The sequence below is a fragment of the Bacterioplanes sp. CLAM21 genome, from assembly GCF_059641015.1.
The window spans coordinates 696,859-713,083 of sequence record NZ_CM184929.1 but is presented as its reverse complement, the minus strand read 5'-3'; the positions used below and the strand labels follow the sequence as shown (position 1 = coordinate 713,083).

21 protein-coding genes are annotated in these 16,225 nt (G+C 50.6%); 14 read left to right on the top strand and 7 right to left on the bottom strand.

Translation table 11 applies throughout. The annotated features are described in order from the left end of the window. Positions 1-140 precede the first annotated feature (140 nt). Positions 141-1,052: a LysR family transcriptional regulator gene (locus tag AC55FS_RS03440; protein ID WP_496934671.1), complete on the top strand. Its 912-nt coding sequence runs from the start codon at positions 141-143 to the stop codon at positions 1,050-1,052. Between the two features lie 73 nt (positions 1,053-1,125). Here AC55FS_RS03440 and AC55FS_RS03435 read toward each other — a convergent pair whose 3' ends face one another. The 4 genes from AC55FS_RS03435 to AC55FS_RS03420 form a co-directional block, all read right to left on the bottom strand. After that, positions 1,126-1,944: a nickel-binding protein gene (locus tag AC55FS_RS03435; RefSeq protein ID WP_496934670.1), complete on the bottom strand. Its 819-nt coding sequence runs from the start codon at positions 1,942-1,944 to the stop codon at positions 1,126-1,128. 204 nt (positions 1,945-2,148) lie between these two features. Continuing rightward, the gene (locus tag AC55FS_RS03430) at positions 2,149-2,571 is read right to left on the bottom strand and encodes an MAPEG family protein (protein ID WP_496934669.1); all 423 of its coding nucleotides are present in this window, start codon (positions 2,569-2,571) and stop codon (positions 2,149-2,151) included. A 108-nt stretch (positions 2,572-2,679) separates the two neighbouring features. Then, positions 2,680-3,120: a thiol-disulfide oxidoreductase DCC family protein gene (locus tag AC55FS_RS03425; protein WP_496934668.1), complete on the bottom strand. Its 441-nt coding sequence runs from the start codon at positions 3,118-3,120 to the stop codon at positions 2,680-2,682. A 219-nt stretch (positions 3,121-3,339) separates the two neighbouring features. After that, positions 3,340-3,576, bottom strand: a complete 237-nt coding sequence (locus AC55FS_RS03420) for a DTW domain-containing protein (protein WP_496934667.1) — start codon at positions 3,574-3,576, stop codon at positions 3,340-3,342. A 260-nt stretch (positions 3,577-3,836) separates the two neighbouring features. Between AC55FS_RS03420 and AC55FS_RS03415 the strand changes: the two genes are divergently transcribed. From AC55FS_RS03415 to AC55FS_RS03405, 3 genes are read left to right on the top strand one after another with little or no spacing between them, the layout of a single operon-like run. Then, entirely contained in the window at positions 3,837-4,469 is a 633-nt protein-coding gene (locus AC55FS_RS03415; RefSeq protein WP_496934666.1) for a TetR/AcrR family transcriptional regulator, read from the top strand. Positions 4,470-4,471: 2 nt separating this feature from the next. Continuing rightward, positions 4,472-6,361, top strand: a complete 1,890-nt coding sequence (locus AC55FS_RS03410; protein WP_496934665.1) for an MFS transporter — start codon at positions 4,472-4,474, stop codon at positions 6,359-6,361. Positions 6,362-6,387: 26 nt separating this feature from the next. Further along, entirely contained in the window at positions 6,388-6,570 is a 183-nt protein-coding gene (locus AC55FS_RS03405; protein WP_496934664.1) for a hypothetical protein, read from the top strand. Between the two features lie 9 nt (positions 6,571-6,579). Here AC55FS_RS03405 and AC55FS_RS03400 read toward each other — a convergent pair whose 3' ends face one another. Beyond that, positions 6,580-6,804, bottom strand: a complete 225-nt coding sequence (locus tag AC55FS_RS03400) for a hypothetical protein (protein ID WP_496934663.1) — start codon at positions 6,802-6,804, stop codon at positions 6,580-6,582. A gap of 447 nt (positions 6,805-7,251) precedes the next feature. On the opposite strand from AC55FS_RS03400, the gene ubiE reads away from it, so the two are divergent. The 10 genes from ubiE (at position 7,252) to AC55FS_RS03350 (ending at position 13,499) form a co-directional block, all read left to right on the top strand. Then, positions 7,252-8,010 carry a bifunctional demethylmenaquinone methyltransferase/2-methoxy-6-polyprenyl-1,4-benzoquinol methylase UbiE gene (ubiE, locus tag AC55FS_RS03395; protein WP_496934662.1) on the top strand — a complete coding sequence of 253 codons (759 nt, stop codon included), beginning with the start codon at positions 7,252-7,254 and terminating at the stop codon, positions 8,008-8,010. After that, a complete protein-coding gene (locus AC55FS_RS03390; protein WP_496934661.1) occupies positions 8,010-8,627 on the top strand; it encodes a ubiquinone biosynthesis accessory factor UbiJ in 618 nt (205 codons plus the stop codon). The genes ubiE and AC55FS_RS03390 overlap by 1 nt, the downstream gene beginning before the upstream one ends. Positions 8,628-8,630: 3 nt before the next feature. Beyond that, positions 8,631-10,286, top strand: a complete 1,656-nt coding sequence (gene ubiB / locus AC55FS_RS03385) for a ubiquinone biosynthesis regulatory protein kinase UbiB (protein ID WP_496934660.1) — start codon at positions 8,631-8,633, stop codon at positions 10,284-10,286. A 57-nt stretch (positions 10,287-10,343) separates the two neighbouring features. Continuing rightward, positions 10,344-10,724, top strand: coding sequence for a phosphoribosyl-AMP cyclohydrolase (gene hisI / locus AC55FS_RS03380; RefSeq protein WP_496934659.1), 381 nt, complete (start codon positions 10,344-10,346; stop codon positions 10,722-10,724). A 35-nt stretch (positions 10,725-10,759) separates the two neighbouring features. Next, positions 10,760-11,092, top strand: coding sequence for a phosphoribosyl-ATP diphosphatase (locus AC55FS_RS03375; RefSeq protein WP_496934658.1), 333 nt, complete (start codon positions 10,760-10,762; stop codon positions 11,090-11,092). A 25-nt stretch (positions 11,093-11,117) separates the two neighbouring features. Next, a complete protein-coding gene (locus AC55FS_RS03370) occupies positions 11,118-11,453 on the top strand; it encodes a histidine triad nucleotide-binding protein (RefSeq protein ID WP_496934657.1) in 336 nt (111 codons plus the stop codon). Positions 11,454-11,572: 119 nt separating this feature from the next. Then, a complete protein-coding gene (tatA, locus tag AC55FS_RS03365; protein WP_496934656.1) occupies positions 11,573-11,827 on the top strand; it encodes a Sec-independent protein translocase subunit TatA in 255 nt (84 codons plus the stop codon). Next, a complete protein-coding gene (tatB, locus tag AC55FS_RS03360) occupies positions 11,827-12,135 on the top strand; it encodes a Sec-independent protein translocase protein TatB (RefSeq protein WP_496934655.1) in 309 nt (102 codons plus the stop codon). Before tatA ends, tatB begins: the two co-directional genes overlap by 1 nt. After that, positions 12,132-12,887 (top strand): twin-arginine translocase subunit TatC, encoded by a 756-nt coding sequence (gene tatC / locus AC55FS_RS03355; RefSeq protein ID WP_496934654.1) that lies wholly within the window; start codon positions 12,132-12,134, stop codon positions 12,885-12,887. Before tatB ends, tatC begins: the two co-directional genes overlap by 4 nt. Positions 12,888-13,085: 198 nt before the next feature. Further along, the gene (locus tag AC55FS_RS03350) at positions 13,086-13,499 is read left to right on the top strand and encodes a GFA family protein (RefSeq protein WP_496934653.1); all 414 of its coding nucleotides are present in this window, start codon (positions 13,086-13,088) and stop codon (positions 13,497-13,499) included. Between the two features lie 61 nt (positions 13,500-13,560). On the opposite strand, the gene AC55FS_RS03345 is transcribed toward AC55FS_RS03350, so the two are convergent. Together AC55FS_RS03345 and AC55FS_RS03340 are read right to left on the bottom strand one after the other, a co-directional pair. Beyond that, a complete protein-coding gene (locus tag AC55FS_RS03345; protein ID WP_496934652.1) occupies positions 13,561-14,970 on the bottom strand; it encodes a sensor histidine kinase in 1,410 nt (469 codons plus the stop codon). Beyond that, a complete protein-coding gene (locus tag AC55FS_RS03340; RefSeq protein WP_496934651.1) occupies positions 14,967-16,136 on the bottom strand; it encodes an FIST signal transduction protein in 1,170 nt (389 codons plus the stop codon). The genes AC55FS_RS03345 and AC55FS_RS03340 overlap by 4 nt, the downstream gene beginning before the upstream one ends. Positions 16,137-16,225 lie beyond the last annotated feature (89 nt).

Here is a 16,225-nt window from a genome sequence, read left to right as displayed (position 1 = left end):
CTGGTCATGCAAGCACCTCTAGTGATGTGAACACTGTACATTGGCCATCATTTGAGATTAATAGGCAAATCGTGGAGTTATTATTTCCAAATGACTTTTAATAAGCCATGCTTTAACCTTTGTGCAATAGGAGTACCGCTATGGGCCAGCCCACTAACTTGCTGGATGGCATGGTGATCTTTGCCGAAGTCGTCAACGCTGGCAGCTTTACCCGCGCGGCCGATAATACCGGCCACTCAACGTCTTATATCAGTAAAGAAATCAATAAGTTAGAGCAACGGCTTGGGGTGCGCTTGATGAACCGAACCACTCGCACCCAGCATCTCACGGGCGAAGGGGAGCTGTTTTACCAGCAATGCCAGCAGATCATCGCCGATGCCAGCGAAGTGCAGAATGCCTTGTCAGGACAGCAGCAACAGCCCAGTGGCCACTTGCGCGTTAGCTGCCCTTATAGCCTTGGTATTGCCCGCCTACAGCCGGCATTTGCGAGTTTTATGGCACGTTTTCCACAAGTGAGCATGGATCTCGATATGAATAACCGCCATGTCGATGTGGTGGCCGATGGCTTTGATGTGGTTATACGGGCAACATCACAGTTACCGGACTCCAGCCTGATCAGCCGCAAAATTATGAGCTCACAGCTGCTGACCCTGGCTTCCCCGGACTACCTCGCCCTGCATGGCACACCCACTCATCCGCAGCAATTAAAGCAGCACGCCTGTTTAACCTACAGCAATCTACGTAGGCCGCGTCAGTGGGATTATAAAAACCAATATGGCATGGATATTCAGGTAGAAGTTGACAGCCGCATTAATATCAACAGCTCTGAGCTGGAACTAAGTTTATGCTGTGCCGGTGTTGGTATAGCGCGTATGCCGGAATTTGTATTGGGTGATCAGTTGCAAACGGGGCAATTGGTGGAGCTGTTTGCTGATTATCAAAAACAGCCGGTCGAGGTGTATCTGCTCTATCCAAGTCGCAAGCATATGTCGGCAAAAGTGCGCAGCTTTATTGAGCATATGCTGACACAGACGGCGAAGGTATGCGGATAAAATCTTGCTGAAATAGTCTTGTTGGAGTAAGCGCGCGCTTACATCTTAAAGAGCTGTCACGCTAATGCCGATGTCAGGACGTCAGGTTAAGTGAATACGCCTGCAGGCCACCATCAAAACCTTTTGCCACCACCTTTTCACTGCCGCTAAAGGCTTGCGGGTCAGTTTCCAGTTCATAAACTTCCTGCGAGGCCAGCACCTTGCCCGGACTCGCGATCGAACATAGACGCGCCGCCTTTTGCACGGCACTGCCAAATAAATCACCGTGCTCTTCAATGGGTTCACCTGCGCTCAGCCCAATTCTGACTTGCAGGGATTCATCAGCCGAGCATTTATTATTGTAAATTGAAAAAGCATATTGAATGTCTTTGGCGCACGCCAGCATTTGGCCAATATCGTCAAACGACACCATAAAGCCATCGCCGGTATGTTTTACTTCTCGTCCACCATAGTGTCTAAACGCATTGCGGCACAAAGAGTTATGAACGTGCAGCAGATGCAGGGATTTTTCATCGCCATAAATGGTGGTCATTAGAGTCGAATCTTTCAGGTCGGTAAACATAATGCCTCGAAAAGCACTATCGACTGGGGCAGGTTGATTGTTTGTGGTTTCAGGGTCGGCTATACGGCCAAGAAAGGACTGCACAATAGCGGGATCAACCTCCAGTATCTCTCCCGGGATATCACCATGAGCTGCATTGTGGGTGTTCTCTACCGCTGACTTGTCAGGCGCTTCCACTAAACAAAACGCTGTGCTGCGCGCCTCATCAAACCAGTAGGTGAGAAATTTCACATTAAACTCATCCTGGATTTCCAAATCCTTTTCGTGAGCTAACGCCAGGGTGTTGCGAGTGGCCCCCTCAACATAGTGACGATCCAGGTAGATAGGCATAGCTCGCTCCGACAAAGCTGATAGGCATGACTTGAGTGTAGCAACTCCACCACCGAGCAGCAGCCAGACTGGAAAGATCAGCGATGCCGATTTTGCATCAAACCACTGCCTAACCAACTCACTCGCCATCAGCATTCTCGACATTTTCGGCGATACAACCAAGCCAAAGCTCTACTCTAAACGACAAGCTTGGCAAATATGACATCAGAATAACAACCAGACTACTTCGCTACTGAGAGCAAACAAACATAAAATACCGCCAGCATATGCCAGGGTGCGCCACGGCTGCATGCCAACAAGATAAAATAGCGTATGCAAGTATCGCATTAGCGTAAAACTCATAAAGAGCCATGCAGCCATTACAGAAGAACCGCCTAACCAGATAAATGCGATAGCCAACGCCAAGAAAATAGGAATATTTTCCAGATCGTTAAGCCAGGCTCGGGCAGCACGCTGAACCTGAGGCAACTCTTCGCTGGCCACTTCACAACGCATAAGGGCGGCATCTTCGGGAGTTTTATAAACTCGTTTTCCGATTCGATGGTAGCCTTGATAAACAGAAAGAAAAAACATCTTTAAAAACAGCAAAACTGCTGTTAATGCGTACCAGTGTTCAGCGCTTTCCATGATCTATCTCCAATTGACTACACTGTTATGGCTGCCACGTGCCCGCACTGCACTTTTATTGTCCATGAAAATCTCGGACAAAGCGAGATTATGAGCTTATCCGTTAAGTCAGCTTTTATCTTGTAAAAAGTGCGACAACGATTTTTTATCCGGTACCACACACTGCTGATAACGCCCAAACAGTCTATAGCGGTTTAACGCAATGCGATCGTATAACCAGTTGCGTAGCGGGGCTGGTATTAGCCAAGCCAAATACAACAATGGCCAAGGCCAGGGTAAGCGCTTTATCACACGTAAAAATGCCGTCGATTGCGTATATAGCTGCCCATTTTCAATCAATACCATGCTGTCGTAATAGCTGGTGGGTAACCCATGGTGCTGCAGTAATGCTTGCCCTTGCGGTGATTGCACCGTGGCCAGCTTAAACTGGCACTGACGATCAAAGCGAATCAAGAAACGCGCCCAGCCGGAGCACAAGCGGCAAACACCATCAAACAGTACCACGTTATCCACTAAGCTAACGTCTGATAGCAAGGATGTGCGCTTCATAAAAATAACCTCTGCGGGAGAATACTCAGATTTCTTTTCACTCGTACCAAACCGCCTTGCAACGAATCTATGCGGAAGACTGCCTTATACGGAAAAATGCAGCAAGCGCTTTAATATGCACTAACGCTTGCTCTGATTAGCGATGAAGTCACTCTAGTGCCCTGAGTCAGAAGTTCGTATGCTTTCAGCGGGCCATCCGAGTTCTCTGGCTAGGCGTGCTCAGGCTTTGAGCCGTTCCATCACGCTTTCGGCTGTGCACAAGCCGCCCTCAATTTGATTGCGTGGTAAACAAAAAACAGAAAGCGGTGCAAAATTAATGGATACTTTATCCAGCCTGTATGAATAGCAGCTGCGGGTATAGATTTTTCTAGTTTGCTGCCAACGGCCATCCAGCGCAATGTAATGCTGATAGGATGTCGCCGTTATTAGCGGCCGGATATTTTCGCCTGGATACAAGAGTACTGCTTCATTCTGTTCGATCTGATCCTGTCGGCAAGAGTTTGCCTCTACGCACTAACCAGTCATAGTCTCACGCCCCTTCCTATCAGCACTAAAACCAGATCAGCACTAGGCATAGCTGACCCTACGATCGCTGCATCCAGAGCCGCATATGAACATCATCACAATAATATGAACAGCGTTCAGAATATTCTTGCATTATGAACACTGTTCACTATAGTTGCGATTCATAGTCGATTTACGAGAGCACTCCTCACGTGGCAAGACGCAAAGACCACAGCCATGAGCAATTACGCCGATTGGCCATAGAAACCGTACTGGCACATTTACGCCAAGCGCCATCGGGGGATATGAGCCTACGTAAACTGGCGCAGCAAGTGGGCTATTCACCAGGCACCTTGATCAACATCTTCGGTAGCTACGACCTACTGCTGCTGAACGTCAACGCTCATACCTTAGATCAACTGGCGAACCACCTAGCGGCTACCCAGTCAACAGAGACTCAAGCGGTAGAGATGGATAGCAGCATTTCACAACTCAAGGCTCTGGCCCACGCCTACCTCGACTTTGCCCAGCAACATCGTTATCAATGGCAACTGTTATTTGATCACCGGTTACCGGAAGACGAGGCCCTGCCAGTGTGGCAGCAACAGCGCATCAGTGATTTGTTTGCTCAACTCGAGGCCATTCTGGCACAGGCGGCTCCTCAGGCTAGCGTGCTGGAACGCCAACGTGCAGCACGTACCTTATGGGCTTCGGTGCACGGCATTTGTGTCTTGGCACTGAGCGAAAAGCTGTTTGCTCACCAGTCTGATGACGGACCGGCCATGATGGATTCACTAATTACCCACTACGTCAGCGCCTGGAGTCAGGCCCACAAGGAGTGTTAATCATGCAGCAGCACAGTCAATTTGCCCTGCTGGGTAAACGCCGCTTCCTGCCCTATTTTATTACCCAGGCGCTAGGGGCTTTTAATGACAACCTATATAAAAATGCACTGCTGTTATTGATCGCATTTGGCGGCATCGCCAGCCAGGACAATAGCGCCCTGCTGACTAACATGGCTGCCGGCATCTTTATTTTGCCGTTTTTTTTGTTTTCGCCCATTGCCGGGCAAATCGCCGATAAAACGGAAAAGTCGCTGCTTATTCGTTGGGTTAAGCGCTTGGAACTGCTCATTATGCTGATGGCTGCTTTTTGTATTGTCAGCAGCAACGTTTGGGGCATGATGGCGTTATTGTTTTTAATGGGCTTGCAGTCAGCCATCTTTGGGCCCGTCAAATTTGCGTTATTGCCTCAGCATTTACATGCCGACGAGCTGGTAGGTGGTAACGCCCTAGTCGAGATGGGCACCTTTGTTGCCATTTTGGCCGGCACCATAGGCGCAGGTCTATTGTTCGATTTTAGTCACAAAGAACTGTGGCTGGCCGCTGCGGTGATTGCCTTTGCACTATTTGGCGTTATCAGCAGCCAGTTTATTCCACCGGCTGCCGCCAATGATCCCGATCTTCGCATCAATTGGAATCCGCTCACTGAGCTGGTTAATACCATTAAACAGGCTCGTCAAAATCGCGCCGTCTTTCTCGCCATTGTCGCCATCAGTTGGTTTTGGTTTATTGGTGCTAGCTATCTGACTCAGTTCCCGAATTTTTCGAAGGAGTATCTAGGTGGATCAACCCAATTAGTGACGCTGTTATTGACGCTGTTTTCTCTCGGCGTCGCTGCAGGCTCTTTGCTGTGTGAACGTTTGTCTGGCCATAAAGTTGAATTGGGCATTGTTCCTATTGGTTCATTGGGTATGAGTGTCTTTGGCATTGATCTATGGTTTGCTATCGGCCAATTACAGGTGACCGAGGCCATGAGTGCAATGGCCTTTATCCAACAGCCACAGCACTGGCGTATGATGGCCGATATTGCCTTGGTTAGCGTCTTTGGTGGATTGTTTGTGGTGCCTTTGCAAGCACTTATTCAGCAGCGCAGTGATGACAAAAACCGCGCCCAGATTATTGCCGCCAACAATGTATTAAATGCGTTATTTATGGTCGCCAGTGCCGTGATCGGCATGCTGTTACTGGGTGTACTGGGGCTATCGATTGGCGATTATTTTTTGATTTTGGCCATTATGAATATCGTTGTGGCGGTATATGTTTATACTCGCGTGCCGGAATTTGCTCTGCGCTTTATGATCTGGCTGCTCAGCCACACCTTATACCGAGTGAAACATTCTGGGCTTGAGCACATTCCCGAGCACGGACCTGCAGTTCTGGTGTGCAACCATGTTAGCTACGTCGATGCGCTGTTAATCGCCGGAACGTATCAACGCCCAATTCGCTTTGTTATGGATAAAAGCATCTCGCAGATGCCAGGCTTAAAAACCTTTTTCAAACTCGCTAAAACCATTCCCATCTGCTCACCCAAGGCCGATGCAGCGACGTATGAGCGGGCCTTTGAACGAATAAAAGAAGAGCTAGAGGCCGGCGAGTTGGTGTGCATATTTCCAGAAGGCAAGCTCACAAAAGACGGCACTATTGATGAGTTTAAAAAAGGCATCGAACGCATTGTGGCAGAAACACCGGTGCCCGTGGTGCCCATGGCATTAACGGGTTTGTGGGGAAGTTTCTTTAGCCATAAAGATGGCCATGCCCTTACCACCCGCCCCAAACGCTTTTGGTCACGGGTAAGCCTGCAAGCCGGGCCTGCCGTTGCTCCGATGCAAGCCAATGCTGACTCACTGCGTGAAACTGTGCTGGCCTTGGCAGAGTCTTCCGCTGCAAGCGCCTAAACTGTTTTTATTTTGAGGAGAAGCCAATGAAAGCCATCACAGTGTTATTCACTCTGTTCATCGTTGCCTGTAGTCCAGCTAACGATGAAAAAGAGCAAACCGAGCTACTAAAAAGTCAGCGACAAGCACTCGACAAAGCTAAAGAGGTCAGTGAGCTGGTTAAGAATGCCGAAGAGCAAAGGTTGCAGCAGCTCAAAGAGGACCAGTAGCCACTGCAATTACCCTCCAGCTGGGCGCATAAAACGCTGCAGATGAAAGATACCAAACAGGAGTATCTGCAGCGCATCCTTAACCGGCTGCTGGCTACGCGGCTTTAAACTGAGCCAAAAATACGCCACTTCCAGCAAGTGAATAGCTGCCACCACCAAGGCGGCAACGGGCAACATAGCCAGCCAACCTTGCCATTGCTGCTGCCAGGCCACTAGCGCCAGACACCAAAACACGACAGTGACGGTTTTGTTTAGGGCCTGTTAACACTATTTAGCTCTTTGCTGCTGAAAGTCAGTTTTTTCTTGAGTAAGGCATGAGGAGCGTTGTTTAACGGGTTAAATAAGCAACGAATAACGCGACTCAGGGAAAAACGGACTCCAGCCCTTCGGGTTATGGCTGAAAATCCCTCAATCCGTGTTGCTCATCTTTCATTTAACTCGTTAAACATCCATCTTCGCGCCTTGATTGAGGGATTTTCTCCTAATAACAGCGTGATCGAAATAGTGTTAACAGGCCCTAACAAGACCACAGCTCTCTCCAACGTAGGTAGTCCAGTAATGTCAGCAGCATACGGCAAAGACATTCGGCGCCTAGGTCCGATACTGCCGCAACGCAAGACTTTCACCCACGAGGTCGCTAAAATGCCGGTTCAATCAGCCCTTCCCAGACGGAGCGCCCAGATGGCAGAGCAGCCTAAAGACAATACCACTCATTTTGGCTATCAGACGGTCGAGGCCGAACAGAAGCAAGCCATGGTGGCGGACGTGTTTCACTCGGTGGCCAGCAAATACGACCTCATGAACGATCTGATGTCTTTTGGTGTGCACCGCCTGTGGAAGCGTTTCACCATCGATATGAGCGGTGTGCGCCCTGGCAACCGAGTGTTGGATCTGGCTGGCGGTACCGGTGATTTAACCAAAAAGTTCTCTCGCATTGTTGGCCCAACAGGTCAGGTGGTGCTGGCTGATATCAATTCTTCCATGCTCAATGTTGGCCGTGACCGCCTCACCGACCAAGGCTTTGTTGGCAATATCGACTATGTACAGGCCAATGCCGAATGTCTGCCGTTTGACGACAACAGCTTCGACGTTATTACCATCGCTTTTGGCCTACGTAATGTCACTGATAAAGACGCCGCGCTGCGTTCTATGGCACGCGTATTGAAGCCCGGCGGCCGTCTGCTGGTGCTGGAGTTTTCCAAGCCGACCAACCCAGTGATGAGTAAGGCCTACGATCTGTATTCGTTTTCCGCTTTGCCAGTGATGGGCAAACTGATCGCCGGCGACAGCGACAGCTACCAGTACCTGGCCGAATCCATTCGCATGCACCCAGATCAAGAAACCCTGAAAGGCATGATGGAAGCCGCCGGATTAGTGCGCTGCAGCTATCACAATATGACCAGTGGTGTGGTGGCCCTGCACCGTGGCATCAAACCCTGATGAGCAGTGTGTTACAGGCAGCATTGGTGCCGCTGGAGCAGGCCATCAATGCGGTGCTGCGCCGCGACCCAGCCACCCTGATGGCCCTTTCCAGTCAACAAGGACGGCTATTGGCGGTGCATATTGCTGAACTGCCATTTGTTCTAGGTATACGCCTGTTTGACGATGGCGTGAGTCTTTCTGCCAGTGCCGAATTGGCCGATGCCAGCGTCAGTGGACGCATGCTCGACTTTGCCCAATTAGCCAGTGCCGACAATAAAGCTGCCGCCTTGATCAACAGTGCCATCGATCTTAATGGCGATACTGAGCTGGTGCTGTCACTGGCACGCATTGCCGATCGTCTCGATGTCGATTGGGAAGCCCTCATCAGCCCAGTAACCGGTGGCCTAATGGCACACCAGCTGGGCAAGACCCTGCGTGGATTGCTGCGCTGGGGGCAAGACACTGCCCGTACCAATCGCATCGCGGTGAGCGACTACCTGCAGGATGAGGCCAGATTGGTGGTCCATGGTCAGGAACTGGAGCAATTTGCCAGCGCCGTCGATCAGCTGCGTCTCGACACCGATCGCTTTGAAGCACGTCTGCAACAACTGCTCGCTGCGCGCACTAAGGACTGAGTTATGGCCAATTGGTGGCGCCTCTGGAAAATCCTGTTTGTCTTCACGAAGTACCGCCTCGACAGCCTAGTGCCGTTGCAGCAGCTGCCGTTGTCGCTGCGCATTTTATTGTGGCTGGCTCCTTGGCGGCTCAACCCAGTGCCCTCGAAATACAGCCGTGGGGCGCGTCTGCGCCTGGCGCTCGAAGCACTGGGCCCTATTTTTGTTAAATTCGGCCAGATTCTGTCTACCCGCCCGGACCTGATTGCCGATGACATAGTCGCAGAGCTGCGCCGACTGCAAGACGATGTGCCGCCATTTGATCAAGCCCAAGCGGTGGCCTTAATTGAGCAACAACTGGGGCGCTCGGTGAGTGAGTTATTTGCCGAATTTTCCGCTAAACCATTAGCTTCGGCCTCCATTGCCCAAGTGCACGCTGCCAGGTTGCATCCAGCCAACGACAGTGACGCTGGCCAGGAGGTGGTGGTGAAGGTGGTACGCCCTGGTATTGAAAATACCATTGAGCGAGATCTGCAGCTGCTGGAAACCATGGCACGGCTATTAGTGAAATACTCCGCCGATGGCCGCAGGCTAAAGCCAATGGAAGTCGTGGAAGACTATCGCCATACCATTTATGGCGAGCTGGACCTGCAAATAGAAGCCTCAAATGCCACTCAGCTAAAGCGCAATTTCAGCAACTCAGACATGCTGTATATGCCCGATGTGTACTGGGAATATACTCGCAGCAAGGTGATGGTCAGTGAGCGTATTTATGGCATTCCGGTGGCCGATGTTGCCGCCCTCAATGCTCAAAACACCAATATGAAGGTACTGGCTGAGCGCGGGGTCGAAATCTTTTTCACCCAGGTGTTTCGCGATAGCTTCTTCCATGCCGATATGCACCCAGGCAATATTTTTGTATCACGCGACAACCCACAACAGCCCCAGTACATCGCCATTGATTGCGGCATTGTTGGCAGCCTCACCGAAGAAGATCAAAACTACCTGGCGATGAACCTGCTGGCTTTCTTTAACCAGGATTATCATCAGGTCGCACAGCTGCACATAGATTCTGGCTGGGTTCCCCCCAGCACTAAGGTGCACGAGTTTGCCGCCGCCATTCGCAGTGTTTGTGAACCCATCTTCGACAAGCCTCTGGCCGAGATCTCCTTTGGTCAGGTGTTGATTCAACTGTTCAGTACTGCCCGGCGCTTTAATATGGAAGTGCAGCCGCAATTGGTGTTGTTGCAAAAAACCCTGCTCAATATCGAAGGCTTAGGACGGCAGTTATATCCACAACTGGATTTGTGGAGCACCGCCAAGCCTTTCCTAGAACGCTGGATGCGCGATCGCTTTGGTCCTAAAGCCGCATGGCGCGAGCTAAAACGCCAATTACCCGGCTGGATTGAAAAAGGGCCGCAGATTCCTGGTCTGGTCCATGGGGCACTGAGCCGCATTAATCATATGGATGAACAGCAACAAGCACTGCAGCGTGAGCTGGCAGCCTTGCGCCAGGATATACAGCAGCAACGCCAGCAAAAACGCCATCAAGCCATTGGCTTTGGCGGCATTTTGACTGGCGGTTTTTTGTGGTGGCACGCGCCGTTACTTGGCTTACCCGATTTGGCCGGCTTAACCATCGCCGCCTGCGGTTTGGCCTGGTTGCTGATCAAAGCCTGACTTTGCCGCCTCTGCCGGGTACGTTATGCTGCGCCGTCGTATTGTTAGGGGAACACTATGTGCACATGGCTTGATGAAGTGAAGTGGGACAGCCAAGGGCTGGTGCCAGCCATCGCTCAGGATCACGCCAGTGGTCGTATTCTGATGATGGCCTGGATGAACCGAGAAGCGCTGGAGTTAACCGTCAAAGAGCAACGCGCTATTTATTATTCCCGCTCGCGCCAGCAGTTATGGCGTAAAGGCGAAAGCTCCGGCCATAGCCAAACCCTGCACGAGGTGCGTCTTGACTGTGATGCTGATGTGATCGTGTTGCAGGTCGAGCAACAAGGCGGTATTGCCTGCCATACCGGTCGCCAAAGCTGCTTTTATCGCGTTTATGACAATGGTCAATGGCGCACTGTGGATGAGGTCATCAAAGACCCCAGCGAAATTTACTGAGCGGTAAGCTCCCGGTTAATGAAACTGAAACAGCGATGAGTGATATTCTTTCTGCTCTGGGTGATATCCTGGAACAACGCAAGCAAGCCGAAGCCGACTCCTCTTATGTTGCTAGTCTGTACCATAAGGGCCTTAACAAGATTCTGGAAAAAGTTGGTGAAGAGGCCACTGAAACCATACTGGCGGCCAAAGACGCAGAGCACAGCGGTGATAACCAAGACCTTATCTATGAAACCGCTGACTTATGGTTCCACTCGCTGGTGGCGTTAGCCCATTTGGGTGAACGGCCAGAAGCGGTACTGGCGGAACTGGCACGGCGTTTTGATATCTCAGGCCTGGATGAAAAAGCATCCCGCCAGCCGAAATAACTTGCTCAGACAATGAGGTGGCCCCATGAGTGATTGCCTGTTTTGTAAAATTGTTGCTGGTGAAATTCCCGCCCGCATCGCTTACGAAGATGATCAAATTCTGGCCTTTCATGACATCGCCCCTAAAGCCGATACCCACTTATTGGTGATACCCAAACGCCACTTGGTGAGTCTCGGCCATTTGCAAGAAGACGATGCCGCACTGGTCAGCCACCTTACCTTGAAGCTTCCGGCCATCGCCAAACAGCAGCAACTGAAAGGCTTCAGAACCATAGTGAATACCGGTGCAGAAGGCGGCCAGGAAGTGTTCCATCTGCATTATCACCTGCTTGGCGGCGACTCCTTACCGGGCTTTAAGTGATACCCAGGACGCAGGTTAAAGCGGAAACGCTACCCATCTTCGGCCCAGGACGGTAAATTACAACAATCGGTGGCCGCACTATGTGCCTAGCCCTAACCATGCAAATAACGAGGTAACTCATGCTCGGCGGTATCAGTATCTGGCAACTATTGATCGTTCTGGCCATTGTCATCATGATTTTTGGCACCAAAAAACTGCGCAGTTTAGGCGGTGACCTGGGCGGAGCAGTCAAAGGCTTTAAGAAAGCCCTCAACGACGATGACAAGACCGAAGACGACAGCAAAGACGCAGATCCACTGAAAACCCTGCCGAAAGATGAGCAGCCGGCCAAAGATGCTGAGTTCAGTCACAGCAAGGACAAAGACCAGCGCTAATGTTTGATATTGGCTTTCTCGAGCTGATGGTGGTGGCCATCATCGGCTTACTGGTATTAGGGCCGGAGCGACTGCCAAAAGCGGCGCGTACTGCCGGTTTGTTTATTGGTCGCATGCGCCGTTCACTGAATAATATTCAGGACGATCTGGAGCGCCAGATTCGCACCGAAGAACTGCGCGAAAAGCTCAAAGACCCCTACGCCACTTTCCTTGATGACGATGTTAGCGAGCCTGCACCCAAACCCACCACGTCGACGACCACTACAACGCCGGCACAACCTAAAGAACACGACGACAAATCTTCATGAGTCAGGATCACGAGCAGCCCCTTATTGCGCACCTGATTGAGCTGCGAAACCGTTTACTGCGAGCCGTACTGGCGGTGTTGGTTTTGTTTCTCAGCCTGTTTTATTTTGCCAACGATTTATATCTGATTCTGGTCGAGCCGCTATCGAGTTTATTGCCCGCCAGCAGCAATATGATTGCCACCGGTGTGGCATCGCCTTTTTTGGTACCTTTTAAGCTGACCTTGGTATTGGCGGTGCTACTGGCAGTGCCCTTTATTCTTCATCAGATTTGGGCCTTTATTTCACCCGGCTTATATCAACATGAAAAACGCTTTGCCATTCCCTTGCTACTGTCGAGCATAGTGCTGTTTTATAGCGGTATTGCCTTTGCCTACTTTGTTGTACTGCCACTGGCCTTTGCATTTTTTACCGCAGCAGGCCCTGAAGGCATCTCGTTTTTGCCCGATATCAGCAATATTTTAAACTTCATTCTGAAGATCTTTTTCGCTTTTGGTATCGCCTTTGAAATACCCATCGCCACCTTCTTAATGGTGCTCACAGGTATGACGACGGTGGAGTCGTTGAGCGAGAAACGTCCGTATATTTTTATCGGCTGCTTTGTCGTGGGCATGTTAGTGACGCCGCCAGATGTGATTTCGCAGACCATCTTAGCCGTGCCTATGTGGCTTCTGTTTGAAGTCGGTGTCCTGTTTGCCAGACTGGTCAAACCGCGCAACGACGAGTCAGAAGTTAACGAACAAGACCCGGCCTAAGCCGGGTTTTGTATATGATCTGACCAGTTTAACCACGCTCCTCATGGCTCAAAAAACTGACTTGCAGCAGCAAAAAGCTAAATAGTGTTAACAGGCCCTAGAGCCTTTCATTGTTCTATATCATCAACACTGCCTTGCTGAAATTCACTCTGCCCCGTTAAGCACTCACACGCCATACTGCTGATTTGGATACCTGCCATGACAGCCAAATCCCAATGCTTATGCGGCGCCGTCAGCATTACAGCCGAACTAAATCCAGATTTTACAGTGTGCCATTGCAGTAGCTGCCAACGCTGGAGCGGAGGACCTTTGATGATGAGCCCATGCGGCCAACAAGTACACTTTGACGGCCAGTCATATATTCAAGAATACGATTCATCGGCCTGGGCAGTCAGAGCGTTTTGTCTCCAATGCGGTACCCACCTTTACAGCCGTTTCAAACAAGATAACCGTTATAGTCTGCCAGTGGGTTTATTTGCTGATCAGCCATTTAATATGACGATGCAATATTATATCGATAAAAAACCTGCCCACTATCAATTCGCTAATGACACAGACACCCTTACTAGTGAGCAGATTGCCGCGTTATTTGCGCCCTCTGACGAGTCATAAGCGATCAATGAGCTGCGCCGTTGAGAGGTAAGCATCAAACAGCAAAGTGGAGTTGCTTTATCTACGACGGCTCGGCTGCTGGCGACTCTGGCAGCCATAGCGTGAACTTACTGCCCTGGCCTAGCTGGCTATCAACGTCGATCCAGCCATCCATTTTTTCAATAATGGAATGACTAATGGCTAAGCCTAAGCCAGTGCCTTTGCCTTCTTCTTTGGTGGTGAAAAAGGGGTCAAAAATGCGCGCCATATCCTCAGTGCTAATGCCTTTGCCAGTATCGGCTACTGATACATACACAAACCAGCCTTGTGGCAATTGCTGTCGACCGCTGCTAACCGTGACTGTGCCCTGGGTTTCGATCGCATGGCCGGCATTCACCAGTAGGTTTGTCAGTACCTGATTGAGTTGTCCGGCTGCACCCAGTACCTTGCCTACAGGCTGCAACTGAAGATTCACGGTGCAGTGATACTTAAGTTCGTTATTGACCATTTTCAATGTGGTGCGCACACATTGATTAATATCGATGGGTTCTTTGACATTGTCATCCTGGCGAGAAAAGGTACGCAAACCAGCAATGATGTCTTTGATACGCTGTAAACCTTCATTGCATTCGCCAGCAATATCGATCAGCTCCTGGCAACGGTCTAAATAATCTTCCTGTTTTAGTTGCTGCAAACACTGCTGAATGGCTGCTTTATGGTCGTCTGTCTCATTATCGGCAGACTGCAATGCTGCCATCAACTGCCCCACCAATTGCTGACTTAATTCAGAAAACTCACGAATGTAATGCAGATTGCTGCCAATAAAACCGACGGGGTTGTTTATTTCATGGGCCACACCTGCAGCAAGTGTTCCTAGCGATACCATTTTTTCGGCATGAATCAGGCTTTGCTCTGCGCGCTCTTTGGCACGTTTTAATTCGCTGCTTTCCAGCGCCTGTAATTTGGCCTCAAAGCTCAGACGTACTTGCTTAGTTAGCTGACCATAACGCTGTAATAGATGAATATGTTCTTGCACATAAAAGCCGACCTGATGATGGATAAACACCAATAAAGCTTCATGCTGCTGACCACTAAAAGGCCCATATAAAACCGCACCAACGGCGTTATCACCATGGGACTGCCAGGCGGGCTGACGCTGCGCCGCAACCACAGCACAGGGCTCGCCATTTAACGCGCGTTGCAGTACATCGTCTAATGGCCAGCTATATGTCAGCCAACGCTCATCATTGGCAGCAATGCACTGCAATGAGCCGTCACTCTGACGTTCCAGAATCAAGGCATAGTCGTATTCAATCAGGCTGGCGAATAGTGCAAAGGTATGCTGATACAGCTGATCACCACTGGTTGCTTCCAAGATGGTTTGCATACCAGTAATCATCAAATCACTTTCACGCCGCCGTGCCTCAGCTTGCTGACGCAATCGGTTTTCGCGCCGCAGGGCTTCCAGTAATTCTTCGGTACTGATCGTCATTGGCCAAATACCACAGCGGAAATCATCAGGTTACCGTGACGATTGGAGCCATCGACAAAACAGCCCTGTTCACCAAAGGTATATAGCCCTAACACAGGCACACCACAGTGACGCTGTATTTGCTCCGCCATCACATTGACCTGTTCACCAATGGTCAACATACAGCCGGCGCAGTAAATCATTAACGCGCCTTGCGGCTGCTCGTCTTCAGGCAGTAGCTGACAGGCGTTATCCAGCACGCGCTGGGCGCGATTGACCAAGCCTTCAATACTGCCGCTCATCAGCTGCAACTGCTCTCCGGCCTCGACCTGAGAGAACAGCGTCAGAGCGCCCTGCTCAGTTACAGCATCAGGATGACTAAGCAGATAGTCATCTGGCCCTTCGGCCATAGGGATGCGCCTGCCCAATGGATGCAAGGTGGTGAGTGCCAGCACATTGCCACCGCCCAAATGTTGCTGAATCACACCGCCAGTTAAGCGGTTATAACAGGCTGCGGCCGGCTCATGATCCAGCTGTTGCAGTTGGCGCTGCTCCACCTGGGTCACAGTTACCGCTGAGCCACAGGGCTGATATCCCGAACTGAATGAAATCCCAACACTGCCCGATGGAAAACACACCGCCACCTGAATCAAATCTCGTCCAGCGGTATGTTGATTAAACTGCTGCCATTTGCCCGATACATCGTTGTCTGCGCTGCTGCCACCTAACACCGGCACATTGGGCCCCACCACCTCGGCAAAACCCTGCAGAATTTGCTCTTCATCACCCGGCGGTAAAATGCACCACAATAACGCCGGGCTTTCCGAGCTGCGGCCAGACTGATCCAGTGCCATTTCCAGTGCTTTTATGGCAGCACTTTTGGCATCCGTACCTTGGCGACAATAGCCGACGCCATAGTGACCACGGCTATCGCTGAGAGTCCACAACACTAAACCCGCCGTGGTGCTCACCTCATCATTAATGGCCAGTGCACCAAGACAGGATGAGCCAGCCATCACGGGACAAGAAAACTGCTGCATCAATTGTTGTTGCAGCAGCTCAGCATTGTGTTCGGTATTAAACCCGGCAATGACCAGATCGCACTGTGTATTGGTCAGAGCTTGCAGTACTTCTTGGCAGGCTGCTTGTGTATCCGACTGAGTGGAACTGACGACAGAAATATTCATGTCCCTTCCTCCTTGTTTCCCTGGGACCTTGCTATTTGTCAGTGTAGACGCTGGAAGTCGCAGCGCTGCTGATAATACAGACCTAGACG